We start from the raw sequence: 13,200 nt of genomic DNA, 5'->3' as shown, positions 1-13,200 counted from the left end.
TTTTGCTTATTTTGTCTAATTAGATTTTTTCTTAAATTCCTCATACATTTTTTTAAACTCAGGATCTGAATTAAAAATAGTATGTAATTTTTCTTCACTTAGTTTATTTTCTTTAACTAGTTGATAAGTTCTTTTAACTTGGTGATATTTTTCATTTCTTTTAGCTTGTAATAAAGCTTGTTCGTTTTGATTAAATGACTTAGATGTATTAATAATATGATTATCTGATAATTGATCAGAAGTATTTTGGTTTATATTAGTTTGATTTATAGTATTTTGATTAGTATCTATTTGGTTTTGTTCTAATATTTGAGAATTTGTTTGATCTCTAGTTTGAGCTTTATTTTCAACTTGTTGATCTGATCTAACTACTTGTTGATTATTTGTTTGGAAATTGTTTGTTTGTTGTTCTTGATATTTATAACCACTAAATATAATTAAAAACCCACCAATCATACATACAATTGAAACTATAGAAAATATAGCTAAAATTTCAAGATAAATTGTAGTTTTATAATAATTACTAATTACTGATAAACATAAACTAATAGCACACATTAAAAACACATAACTACTAATTACTAATAAACTAATTCCACTAACTGTATTTAACTTAATATTTGTAGTATTGTTAACAACTCCTAAAGTAATTCCAACAATACCAAACATAAACCCAAGTGTTGCTAATAACATAAATATAGAACTAGATATTTGAATAATTAAATTAGCTTTTTTAAAAATATCATTATATGTATAATGTCTTTTTGGTCGATCAGATTTAAAAGATTTTTTCATAACCTATTTTCCTATGTGTAATTTGTATAATTCTAAAGTATTTTCTAATAACATACTAACAGTCATTGGTCCTACTCCACCTGGAACTGGAGTTATATAAGAACAAAGTTCTTTGACATTTTCAAAATCAACATCACCAACTATTTTATTAGTTATAGGATCTCTTGTAATACCAATATCAATAACAATAGCATTTTTTTTAATCATATCTTTTGTAATAATATTTTGTTTTCCAGTAGCTGAAATCACTATATCAGATATTTTAGTATATTTTTTTAATGATTTTGTGTTTTTGTTACACATACTAACAGTTGCACCCATATTAGATAACATTATAGCTAAAGGTTTTCCAACTATATTTGAAGTTCCAATTATAGTAACATCTTTTGATTTAACATCAATATCATAAGCTTTTAATAAATTAACTACACCAATTGGAGTGCAAGGATAAATAGTATCATATCCTTCTAACATTTTTCCTTGATTAATATAATGAAAACCATCAACATCTTTTAAAGGAATAATGGCTTGTAAAAACTCTTGTTCGTTTAAATGTTTTGGTAGTGGTAATTGTAATAAAATCGCATCAACATTATCATCATTATTCAATTGATTAATTTGATTAGATAACATTGTACTTGTAATATTTTCATCAAATCTTAATAATAAAGAATCAATTCCAACTAAATTACAAGCTTTAATTTTATTTGAAACATATAATTCACTTGCTTGATCATTTCCAATTAAAATTACAACTAATTTAGGTTTTCTATATCCTTTATTTAAATAAATATCTATTTGTTGTTTTACTAGTTCTTTTCTGTTTTTAGAAACCAACTTACCATCTAAAATAACCATATTATCACCTATCCTATAGTTATATCTTCTTCAAGATATTTATAAGCTTTATCTCTTGCAGGTTTTAAAAAGATTAATAAAGTATTTGAAACTCCTAATTGACCAATAAACATAATTAAAATAATTGATAACTTAGTAATTATCCCTAATTGATACATTTGAAAATGAGCTAAAGGACTTAATCCAACAGTACCAAAAGCACTAGTAATTAATAAAATAGTATTAATTGAAGCACTATTATGATTTTTTAAAGTATGAAAAACACTATTTGAATCAACATAAATAACAAATAAAGCAACAAAAATTAAAAACGTAGAAATAAAGAAAGCAACATAACTTCTATTAACTGTTTCACTTGGTATTGTTTTTCTAAACGCACTAGTGAACTTTTGATTTTTAATAATTGTTAAGGTTGATAAAATTAATATTCCAAAAGTTGTAGTTCTGATTCCTCCAGCAGTTGAACTTGGAGCTGAACCAATAAACATTAATATTGATAAAATTGCTTTTGATCCAGAATTAAAAGTAGAAATATCAATTGTTGAAAATCCAGCATTTCTTGAAGCAGTTGTATTAAATAAAATGTCCATAAACACAACTGTATTTGATTTAGCATTTAATATGTTAAAGTTCTCATCAAAATAATGAAAAATTAATGAGTGATTATAATTTGAATATTCTGTTGTAAATACAGCTAGTGGACCAAAAATAAATAATACTAAATACACTCAGAAATTAATTTTAGTAAATAAACTAAAATTGATTTTTTCTTTAGTTTTTCTAGCTTTTAATTTACGTTTAATATCATGAAAAGTAGGATAACCTAACCCACCAATAATTCATTCAAGCATAAAAATCATTTGAATAGCATAAACTCTATGATTATCTACATTATAAGGTTGTAATGAGTTAGGTGAAATAATATCAAAACCAGCATTATTTACAGCACTAGTTGAATGAAAAACAGCAAATCATAATGACTTTCAAAAATCATGATAAGGTGAAACTACTTCTAAACTTGGGTTTTTTGATGGTTCATTAAAAAAGAATAAAAAGAATAAAATAAAAGCTGAAATCACTTGAACTGAAGTAAGTCAAATAAATCCATCTTTAATTAAATCAATAGTTAAACTAGTTGTAGCACTTCCTCTTTCTGACTGAGCAACAATAGTATCTGAAATTGATATCTTTTTATTAATAATTAAAAATAAAACTATTTTAAAAGTTAAAACTCCAATACCACCAAATTCAATTAATAATAATAAAATAAACTGACCTCAAAAAGTATAAGAATGAGAAACATCTAAAACAGTTAATCCTGTATCACTAAACCCAGAAGAAGCAATAAAAATACCAGTTAAAAAATCTCAATTATATTTTTCTCCATGTTTAGTTAGTGAAAAATTAGGAATTGATAATAATAATCCACCTAATAAAATAATTGCTACATAAATTAAAAAAATCTTTCCTGAAGTTTTAGAAAGTGGTCAAATATCTTTAACTAATCGGAAAAATTTATACTTTTCTTCATTAAAATTTGAAGATTTTTTAAAAAGCTTTGAAGTGAATTTTAACTTAGGTTTTTTAGTATTTTTTTTCTTAAAAAACATAAATCCACCTCTTTTCATTATATTATTATATCATTTTGATAAAAATGTATAATTTAATTAGTTAAGAAGGGATAAATTATGGCAAGAAAACAAAACTTTGCAATTATTGGTGTTTCTAACTTCACATTATCTGTTATTGAAACTTTAGTACAAAAACGTCAATCTGTAACTGTATTTGATATAGATGAAAGACGTTTAAATTTATACTTATCTGAATTTGATACAGTTGAAGGAATTGTAATTGATACAACTAATAAAGTAGCTTTAGCAAAAAAAGGAATTCAATCATATGATTGAGTAATTGTTGGGATTGAAAACGAATTAGAATCATCACTTGTAACTGTTTTAAACTTATTAGATTTAAAATGTAATAACATAACAGTTAAAGCAAAAGATGATAATTATAGAAGAGTTTTACTAGCTTTAGGTTTAACTGAAAACCAAATTATTGTTCCTAATAAAATTGCTGGAGAAATCACTGCAACTAGAGTTATTTTTAATATTGATTTTGATATTGAAGTACATTCAATTGATGATGAATTTGTCTCTTCAACTTTAGAAGTTAAAAACCCTGATTTATTTAATAAAAACATACAACAAGTTGGATTATCAACAAATAAAGATTTTAATATTATTCAAATTAGAAGAAAAGGTAAGATTTTATTACCAGATGATTATACTGAATTAAAAGAAGGAGATCATATTGTAGTATTTGCAAGAACTACAATAATTAACAGTTTAGCTGAAAAAATTCAAGGAATGATTGATGAAGAAACTAACTCAAGTCTTTTAACTCAAGATCAATAAAAAAATGGGCATTGCCCATTTTTTGTTATATTATAAGTTTTTTTCAATTTCTTTAATTACAATTTCATTTGCAATTTCAGGATCAACATTACCATTAGTAATTTTCATTAATTGACCCATAATTGTTTTAATTACTCTTTCAGGACGAGTAGTATATTGAGTTAATAATTCTTTATTTTGATTAATAATATCAACTAATAAATTACTAATTTGATCTTTATCTGTAATTAGTTTTAAATTTAATCTTTCAACAATTTGTTCAACTGATTCATCATTAGAATCTAAGATTATAGGCATAATTACTTTAGTTTGTTTTGATGAAATAATATTTTTATCAATTAAATTAATTACACTAGCAAGATTATTTGGACTTAATTTTATTTGATCAATAGTCTTATTTTCTAGATTTAGTTTAGCTTGAATTTCAGAAATTAACATTTTAGCTACTTTATTATAATTTGTAGTTAATTTAATAGTTTGTTCAAAAAAGTTAGTCATTTCTAAACTAGTTAAAATAATATTGGCATCTTCACTAGTTAAACCTAATTTGTTTACATATCTAATACGTTTTTGATCAGCTAGTTCAGGTGAATTTGCAATAATTTTTTCGACTCATTTTTGTTCTAGTTGAATTGGAAAAATATTTGGTTCAGTAAAGTATCTATAATCAATACTATCAATTTTACTTCTCATTAAAATAGTTGAATTAGTTTGATCATCAAATCTTCTAGTTTGTTGATCAACAATTTCATTTTTTAATAAAATTTCTTTTTGTCTATTAATTTCAAATTCAACTGCTTTTTTAATATTTGAAATAGAGTTTAAGTTTTTTATTTCTACTTTATGAGAAAACTTATCACTACCATATGGTCTTAGTGAAATATTTAGATCAGTTCTTAATGAACCTTCATTCATTTTTACATCACTAACATTTAAAAATAATAAAATTTCTCTTAATTTTTCAACATATAAACAAGCTTCTTCAGCACTTCTTAAAACTGGTTTTGTAACAATTTCAACTAACCCAACTCCTGATCTATTATAGTCAAGATAAGTTAGATTATCTTTATGAATTTGTTTGGCTGTATCTTCTTCAATATGTAAACGTTCAATTTCAACAACTTTTTTACTTCCATTTTCTAAAGTTATTTCTAAAGAACCGTTTCTTCCAATTGGATTAAATTGTTGAGTGATTTGAAAACCTTTAGTTAAATCAGGATAAAAATAATTTTTACGATCAAAAGTTAGTAGAGTATCAATTTGCATATTTAAAGCATTACAAGCTAAAATTGCTAGTTCTACTCCTTTTTTATTTACACTTGGTAAAGTTCCAGGATATGCTAGGTCAATTTCATTTGCTAAAGTATTTGGAGTTTGTCCATAACTAACTTTAGTTGGTGAAAACATTTTTGAATTAGTTTTTAATTCAACGTGATTTTCAACTCCAATAATAATTTCAAAATTTTGCATATTAATCCTCTACAATTTGGTTTTTAATTCCAATAATATTTTCTAATAGTTTAGCTGCTTGTAATGTTAGTAAATCAGTTTTAACTTTTGTTGTTATATTAATTCCAACTGGCATATTTTTAGTTTTAAAAAATGGAATAGTAATTGAAGGACTACCAGTAAAGTTGGCTAAAACTAAAATATTATCTATAAAATCTTTATCAGCAGATTTTTTATTTGGATTATTAATATCTTCAATTAGTGGAGCAATGCTTAGTGATGATGGTAATAATAAAACATCAACTTGATCAAATAAAGCATGAAAATCACGATTAATTAAAGTTCTAACTTTTTTTGCCTGTATTAAATATTTTTTTTGATTTTCACCTTTTAAAACTAGTGAACCAATTGCAAATCTTCTTCTTACAATTTCACCAAATCCATTAGTTCTTGAATTAATCATTATTTGTGTATAGTCATTTCCTTCAACTCTTTTTCCATATTTAATTCCATCTAAACATGAGTTAGTTGAAACACTTTCACTATTTGCAATCATTAAATAAACTGGTAAAACTGCTTCTAATAGATCTTGTCTAAAATCTAAAGCCTTAATTTCATAACCTTTATTTTTTAATGTTTCAAATAATGTATAGTAATGAGTTTTATGTTCTTGATCTAAATTTTCAATTACAGAAGTTATATATCCAAAAGTTTTAATATTTGAAAAGTCATTAATTTGTTTTAAAAAATCAACATGATCAGCTGTAGTTGATGCAAAATCACGCTCATCATTTCTATAACTAGCATCACATAATACTGCCATATCATCAACATTTCTTGTAAAAAATCCAGCTGTATCTAAACTTGGAGCATATGGTAATAGCCCATATCTTGAAATTACTCCATAAGTTGGTTTAAATCCAACAATCCCATTATAACTTGCAGGTTTTCTAATTGAATCACCAGTATCAGTTCCTGTTGCAAATGGTACTAAACCTTTTGCAACTAAATAAGCAGACCCAGAACTAGAACCACCAACTATACGATTTTTATCTCATGGATTTGTAATTTTACCATTACATGATAATAACCCAGTTCCACCCATTCCAAGTTCATCTAAAGCAGATTTTCCAACTAAAATTGTTTGATTTTTATCTAGTGAATCAACTAAATCTGCTGAGTAATTTGGAATATAATTTTCTAAAATTTTTGATGAAGCTGTAGTTGGAATATCTTTTGTTGAAAAATTATCTTTACAAATATATGGAATACCGCACAACAAATTATTATTATCAAAGTTTTCATCAACTTTTTTAGCTTGTTTTAAAGCATGAATTTCAGCTAAATAATTAATTGCATTAGAATCAAGTTCGTATTTTAAATTCTTTAAAACTTCTTTAGTTAGATCTAAAACAGTATATTTTTTATCTACTAAATCTTTATGAATTTCAAAAATACTTTTTTTTCTATAATCTTGCATTATTTAACCACCCTTGCTATTGTGATGTAATCATCATGTTTACTTGGTGCGTTTTCTAAAATTTGTTTTTGACAATCAGTAGTAATTGGTTCATCTTCTCTTAAATAAGAATGAATCTGATCAACTGTATAAAAAGTTGGTTCAACTCCTGTTGTATCAATACTTGTTATTTTTTTAAAATCATCAAAAAGTTTATCTTCAACACCAATTAAATTTTCAAGTTCAGTTTCATTTAATTCAAACATAAAATCATTAGCTAACTCTTTTCAAAACTCTTTACTAAACTTTGACATATTATCCTTTCATTGATTCTAATAAATCAAAAAATTGTTGTTCATCTATAATTTTAACACCTAATTTTTTAGCTTTTTCTAGTTTAGAACCGACATTATCACCAGCTAATAAATAATCAGTTTTTTTAGAAATTGATCCAATTACTTTACCTGCATTATTTTCAATAAGTGTTTTAAATTCTTCTCTAGGACGAGATAAAGTACCTGTAATTACAAATGATTTATTTGCAATAATTGAATCTAAATTAATTTTTACTCCTAAATATTTAAAATTAACATTAAAAGATTTTAATTCATTAATTAAATTGATATTATCTGGTATTTTAAATCAATCAATAATAGATAAAGCTAAAGATGATCCAATTGAATTAATTTGCACTAATTCATCATAACTAGCGTTCATTAAATTATCTATGTTTTGATATTGTTTAGCTAGTATTTTTGCAGTTTTACTTCCAATATGTCTTATTCCTAAACCAAATAAAACTTTTTCAAATGAGTTATTTTTTGATTGATTAATTGAATCAATTAAATTTAAATAACTTTTTAATCCAAAGTTTTCAATTTCTAAAATTCGTTCTTTATGATCTTCTAATCGATATATATCTGAAATAGTTTTAATAATATTTAAATTAAATAAAATCTCTAAACTTCTATCACCAAGACTTACAATATTCATAGCTTCACGACTACTAAAATGTTGTAATGCTCTTAATATTTTCATAGAACAATTTGAATTTATACAAAATTGATCAACTTCATCTTCATTTTTTTCTAATAAGGAATGACAATTTGGACAATATAAATCAGGTTTAAATTTTTCTAATTCATAAAACTTATCATCTTTAATTGCTTCAATAACTTCAGGAATAACATCTCCTGCTTTTTTAATTTTAACTACACTATTAATTCTTAAATCTTTTGTTTTAATATATTCAGCATTATTTAAAGTAGCTGCACTAATTGTAGCTCCCATTAAAGATACAGGTTCTAGTTTGGCATTATAAGTAATTTTTCCAGTTCTTCCAACTGTTGCAAATATATCTAATAATTTAGTTTGTTTAATTTCAGCTGGGAATTTATAAGCTATTGCTCATTTTGGAATTTTACTAGTAAAACCTAAACTGTTTTGTAGACTTTTATCATTAATCTTAAAAACAATTCCATCAATTTGATAATCTAAATCATTTTTTAAATCAGTATATTTGTTTATATATGCTTGAATTTCATCTAAATTCTTACACAACTTAGTTTCTTTATTAGTTTTAAAACCTAATTGGTTTAATTTTAAAATTGATTCATATTGAGATAAATTATTAGAATCATCACTAATGTAATAATATAAAAAAGCATCAAGATTTCTATTAGCTACAATTTTTGAATCTAACTGTCTTAAAGTTCCAGCAGCAGCATTTCTTGGATTTGCAAATAAATCTTCGTTATTTAAAAGTCTTTTTTGATTAATTTTTTCAAATTCAGCTTTTGATAAAAAGACTTCTCCTCTTACTTCAACACGTTCTTTTTTACTAATTTGTAAAGGAATTGATTTAATTGTTTTTACATTAATAGTAACATCTTCACCAACTATTCCATTTCCTCTAGTAGCAGCTGTAATTAAACTTCCATTTTCATAAACTAAAGAAATTGATAAACCATCAATTTTTAATTCAGCTACATATTCATTATTTAAAGTATTTGAAACTTTACTTACTTGAGTATTAAAATCTAAAAATTCTTCAAAACTAAAAACGTTTCCTAAACTTAACATTGGAGTTTTATGACTAACTTTTTCAAATTTTTCACTAACCATTCCACCAACTTTTTGACTTGGTGAATCTAATGTTATAAATTCAGGATATAAATTTTCTAAACTAATTAATTCTTTTAAAGCTAGATCATATTCAGTATCATCAACAGTTGGATTATCATCAACATAATATTGTTTTGATCATAAATTTAATTGTTCTTTTAATTGATTAATTCTTAACAGAACTTGATCTTTTGACATATTCTAATACTCCGTATCATCTTTATTTATATCATTACTTGTTAAAATATAAGTCTTTGGTTTAGATTTATATTTTGAATATTTTTCAAATTCTTTTTGATCAATAACTTTATTATCTTTAAATCCATACATTGCTTTAAAGATATCTTCTTGTTTTAATAACAACTGATCTATTTTAATATTTTCTTTTTTAAATAAATCTTGTTTTGCTTTCTCTTGTTTTTGTTTAGTAATTCTTTTAATGATTGGTAAACTATAGAAAAGTCATCTAAATAATGATGTATTTTTAAACGCTAGGTTATAAACAAAAATAAAAGTAAATATAAAGATACTTAAAATAAATATTAAAATAACACCAGCTAGAATATAAGTTAAATCCACTGGTACTTTTTCATTTAAATCAACTCTTATTATTTTACTGTTATAAGTCGAAACTAAAACTGCTATTATTAAAAAACAAGACATAAATAAGAAAAATAAGTTTGGAATAATTCTATTAAACTTAGCATTATAAACTAATTTATCTCAAGAAAAGACTCATAAATATAAATAAGCAACTATTAAAAAGAAAATCTTAAATCCATAAAATACAATTATTACTCAACTAATCTTACTATCAACATTACTAATAAAACGATTTAATAATAATGTTGTTATAAAACTAGTAATAAAAAAGCTAAAAGCAATTATGTTAAGTGGTTTTGCAATTGTTCTATGCATTCCTTTTGCATGAATTAAAGTAATTTTTGATTCTAATAAAACAATTAAACCTGTTGTTGCTCCAAATAATGATGAAAAAGGAGTACTAAATATTATAAATTCAATAGTGTTTTTACTTAATCCTGATGTATCAACATCATGTAATATGATTTTTGCAAAAATACCAGTAACTATATATGGAGTCATTATACTTGTTATAAGAAATGAAAATACACCAACTATATAAGTATAAAACTCATAGTTTGAATAAGTTTCTCAATCTAATCGACCATTTTTAATAATTACACTTTGAAAATACTCTTTAAAAGAAGTTACTAAAGAAGTCATAATTATTCTTAAGTTAATAGCAACAACCATGTATAAAGAAATTAAAGAAGAAACTTTCAACCCAATTGAACCTAGTGCTAAAAAGATAATAATTAAATCACTATTAGTTAAAATCGATTGACCAATTGATGATCAATAAATTTTTACTGATCTTCTAATTAAGCTTAAATTATTAAAATCACTATAAAACTTTAATTGTGGATATTTTGAACTAACATATCACTTAATCAAAAAACCTCTTATGAATGGATAAAAAATGAATGGTATAAATAATAAAACTGGAGTATATTTATCATTTAAAGAAATATAAGAATTTAATCCTAAAAAAAATGATCCATAAAATACAATGTCACTAAATAAAATTACTAATTTTTTAGTAGCATTTTTTTGATCAGCTTGCATTATGTTTTCATAAACACCTAATAACCCAGCTGTTATAGTTTGTTTAAATCCTAAAATTAAAAAGATTATACTTAATTCTCAAAATTTTAAACTAGAATGAGTCTTTGATAAAGGAGTTGTAAAATCAATACCTCATTTAACTGGTTGACCACTAGTAATTAGTGGAGAAATTGCAATTTGTAATGGATATAAAATAGATAAAATTAAAATTAAAATTAATCCAGAACCAATTTTATTTCTATAGTTTCTTTTTGCAGTTGAATAAATTTCATTAACTGTAATTCAGTCTTTTTTACTTAAAGGTTCAGCTAACATTAAAACAGTTGATAAAGCTAAAGCCCCTTCAGCAGTTCCACCAATTATTGAAAGTGAAATTGAAATTCTAACAAACCCACTAATTTCAGTTCCAAAACTTTGTAATACTCAGTAAATTAATAAAAACTGAATAATCATATTAGTAATTGAAGTAATAATACTTACTAAAGCACTAAAAACACCACTTATAGCTGAAGTAGTTTTTACAGTAGTATTAGTAGTTGTTTTACTAGCACTTGTTTGCATAATTACCTTTCACTAATTCATTTTGGGTTTTTTATAAACTCTTTGTTATTTAAATAATCTAATGGCTTTTCTAAGTTTTTAAATTTAATTTTAAAAGCAGCTAAATAAATCATTTTTAAATCATTTATTTTTTTACCATTATATCTAAAATCATTTAAAACAGGGTTGTTATAAAAACTTAAAATACTTCTAATTTGGTGTTTTTTACCTGTTATTAATTTTACTAAAATTAAGTTTTTATTAATTAGTTTAAACTCGGTTTGACAATATTTATAATTATTTTTTTCACTTAAACTAAAATCAGCTTTTTTAATATCACTATTATAGTTAATATAACCATTTACAATTAAATAATCATCTAGAGTTCAATCATTACTAGTAAGAGCATAATAATATTTTTCTATTTGATCTTTATTTTTAAAAGCATTAGTTAAAATAGTTGAACTAATTTTATTTTTAGCATAAATTACTAAACCACTAGTTAGTTTATCTAATCTATGAACATGAGAAACTACAAATGAGTTTTCTTGATAAATATCATATTCTTTTTTATCTACTAAATATGATTTGACCATATTATCTAAACAATCATTATATAAAGAATGTATTTCTAAATTATTAGGTTTATTAACTATTAAAATATTTTTATCTTCATAAACTATATCTAAATTAGTGTTACTAATATATTTAAATTGATCTCTAATTATTGGTTTATTTGAATCATAAACTTCAATAATATCATTAAGTTTTAATAAATAATTTTTATCATTAACTCTTTTAGAGTTTATTTTAATTGACTTATTTCTAATTCATTTATAAATCACACATATAGGAGTAGTTTTAAAAGTCTTTTTTAAAAACTTAAACAAACTTTGATTTTCGTCATTTTTATTAACAACAAATTTGTTCATATTATTTTATGTATAAATTAGCAATAAGTATAACTACAGTAATTGAATTATAAATTGAATGTGAAAATCACGAATAAGTTAAATTACCTTTAGAAAAACTAAAAGCTAGTGAAAAGAATAACCCACCTAAAACGTATGGAGTCATGTTATAAACATCACCACTTGAAATATGTAAAATTCCAAAATATAAACTAGAAGTAATAATTGATAAAAATTTATTTGAAACACCTGTAAATAGTGCTTGTCTTGCTATTATTTCTTCACATAAAGGAGCAACAAATACAGTTAAAATGATAAATAAAACCATATAAACATATTTACCAATACCTTCACTTTGAAATGGAGACACTAATCCTTTTTGATTTTCTGATTCACCTAGATTTAAACCTAATTTAGAAACAATAATTCCATATAAAGTATTACCAACAATAAAAGCAATTAGTGCAAATACTAATGCTACTGGTATTAAAAATCTTTTATTTTCTTTTAAGGTTTGCTTAACTTTGTTTTTTAAATTTTCAATCTTTTTAAAAGCAAAAATAATTACTAAAATTTCAGCAATAATCTGAATTAAAGAATTATAGACATTAGATCAAATACCATTACCTTTTAAGACATTAAATGAATTAGCTAATAAAGCAAAAAATATCCCAAATAATTGTAAAAATATTGGAAAGGCAAATAAAATTCCTACTCCAGATTTTCAAAAACTCAATGGGTTTCTTGTTCAAAAAATTAATCCACCAGTAATAGTAAATACAATACTTGAAAGTTGAAAAATTAGTCCAATTCTATCATCACTTAAATTTAATTGTTTTTTAAAAACATTTAAAAAAATTACAGTAATTAAAGGTAAAACTACTAGTGAAAATAAAATAATCATACCTTCAATTTTAGGTTTATAAAATTTAAAATCAAATGGAAATTTTTGATCGACATTAGTTTCTTTAATACTAAATTTTTTAATCATAATAAAACA

At 23.4% G+C, this 13,200-nt stretch carries 11 protein-coding genes; 1 reads left to right on the top strand and 10 read right to left on the bottom strand.

From position 1 onward, the window contains the following. Positions 1–15: 15 nt before the first annotated feature. The 3 genes from D500_RS01010 to D500_RS01000 are packed head-to-tail and all read right to left on the bottom strand — an operon-like array spanning position 16 to position 3,263. The gene (locus D500_RS01010) at positions 16–795 is read right to left on the bottom strand and encodes a hypothetical protein (protein ID WP_008362549.1); all 780 of its coding nucleotides are present in this window, start codon (positions 793–795) and stop codon (positions 16–18) included. 3 nt (positions 796–798) lie between these two features. Beyond that, a complete protein-coding gene (locus D500_RS01005) occupies positions 799–1,653 on the bottom strand; it encodes a bifunctional 5,10-methylenetetrahydrofolate dehydrogenase/5,10-methenyltetrahydrofolate cyclohydrolase (RefSeq protein WP_008362551.1) in 855 nt (284 codons plus the stop codon). A gap of 8 nt (positions 1,654–1,661) precedes the next feature. Then, entirely contained in the window at positions 1,662–3,263 is a 1,602-nt protein-coding gene (locus D500_RS01000) for a potassium transporter TrkG (RefSeq protein ID WP_008362553.1), read from the bottom strand. Between the two features lie 78 nt (positions 3,264–3,341). Between D500_RS01000 and D500_RS00995 the strand changes: the two genes are divergently transcribed. Beyond that, on the top strand, positions 3,342–4,070 hold the full coding sequence (locus D500_RS00995; RefSeq protein WP_008362554.1) for a potassium channel family protein: 729 nt from the start codon (positions 3,342–3,344) through the stop codon (positions 4,068–4,070). Between the two features lie 30 nt (positions 4,071–4,100). Here D500_RS00995 and gatB read toward each other — a convergent pair whose 3' ends face one another. The 7 genes from gatB to D500_RS00960 are packed head-to-tail and all read right to left on the bottom strand — an operon-like array spanning position 4,101 to position 13,191. After that, the gene (gene gatB / locus D500_RS00990; RefSeq protein ID WP_008362556.1) at positions 4,101–5,540 is read right to left on the bottom strand and encodes an Asp-tRNA(Asn)/Glu-tRNA(Gln) amidotransferase subunit GatB; all 1,440 of its coding nucleotides are present in this window, start codon (positions 5,538–5,540) and stop codon (positions 4,101–4,103) included. A 1-nt stretch (position 5,541) separates the two neighbouring features. Then, positions 5,542–6,999, bottom strand: coding sequence for an amidase family protein (locus D500_RS00985; protein ID WP_008362558.1), 1,458 nt, complete (start codon positions 6,997–6,999; stop codon positions 5,542–5,544). Continuing rightward, a complete protein-coding gene (gene gatC / locus D500_RS00980) occupies positions 6,999–7,292 on the bottom strand; it encodes an Asp-tRNA(Asn)/Glu-tRNA(Gln) amidotransferase subunit GatC (protein WP_008362560.1) in 294 nt (97 codons plus the stop codon). The genes D500_RS00985 and gatC overlap by 1 nt, the downstream gene beginning before the upstream one ends. Position 7,293: 1 nt before the next feature. Beyond that, the gene (ligA, locus tag D500_RS00975; RefSeq protein ID WP_008362562.1) at positions 7,294–9,300 is read right to left on the bottom strand and encodes an NAD-dependent DNA ligase LigA; all 2,007 of its coding nucleotides are present in this window, start codon (positions 9,298–9,300) and stop codon (positions 7,294–7,296) included. A 3-nt stretch (positions 9,301–9,303) separates the two neighbouring features. After that, entirely contained in the window at positions 9,304–11,310 is a 2,007-nt protein-coding gene (locus D500_RS00970) for a hypothetical protein (protein WP_008362564.1), read from the bottom strand. A gap of 2 nt (positions 11,311–11,312) precedes the next feature. Further along, positions 11,313–12,221, bottom strand: a complete 909-nt coding sequence (locus D500_RS00965) for an RluA family pseudouridine synthase (RefSeq protein ID WP_008362566.1) — start codon at positions 12,219–12,221, stop codon at positions 11,313–11,315. A gap of 1 nt (position 12,222) precedes the next feature. Beyond that, the gene (locus tag D500_RS00960) at positions 12,223–13,191 is read right to left on the bottom strand and encodes a CPBP family intramembrane glutamic endopeptidase (RefSeq protein WP_008362569.1); all 969 of its coding nucleotides are present in this window, start codon (positions 13,189–13,191) and stop codon (positions 12,223–12,225) included. Positions 13,192–13,200 lie beyond the last annotated feature (9 nt).

Origin of the sequence: Mycoplasma feriruminatoris (assembly GCF_000327395.2) — a bacterium.
Classification (GTDB): domain Bacteria; phylum Bacillota_I; class Bacilli_A; order Mycoplasmatales; family Mycoplasmataceae; genus Mycoplasma; species Mycoplasma feriruminatoris.
Note: the sequence above shows the minus strand (reverse complement) of the source record. Positions and strands in the feature narration are given on the sequence as shown.